Consider the following 240-nt stretch of genomic DNA (forward strand, 5'->3'; position numbering starts at 1 on the left):
AAATCAATTTCCCTCACCATCCCTTTCACAAACACCCCTTTACCCCCCCCATCCTCACACCTTTCTTCTCCATTACCCTTCCCCCACTCCTAACCTTCCTGCCCGAATTACCAAAAGACCCTAACCTCCCGCCAACCATCTCCCTCTTCTTCCTTCTCCTCACCATTCTCATGCTTATCATCACCCCCCTATCACCAACAATCTACCATAGATACCCCCATAAATTCATCATCTTCCCTC

At 48.8% G+C, this 240-nt stretch carries 1 protein-coding gene; it reads right to left on the reverse strand.

Going from position 1 to position 240, the window contains the following annotated elements; translation table 11 throughout:
- Positions 1-25: 25 nt before the first annotated feature.
- Positions 26-172, reverse strand: coding sequence for a hypothetical protein (locus FS736_RS24755; RefSeq protein ID WP_186326950.1), 147 nt, complete (start codon positions 170-172; stop codon positions 26-28).
- Between the last annotated feature and the right edge of the window lie 68 nt (positions 173-240).

The sequence above is a fragment of the Cytobacillus oceanisediminis 2691 genome (genome assembly GCF_007678455.1).
Taxonomy (GTDB): domain Bacteria; phylum Bacillota; class Bacilli; order Bacillales; family Cytobacillaceae; genus Mesobacillus; species Mesobacillus oceanisediminis_A.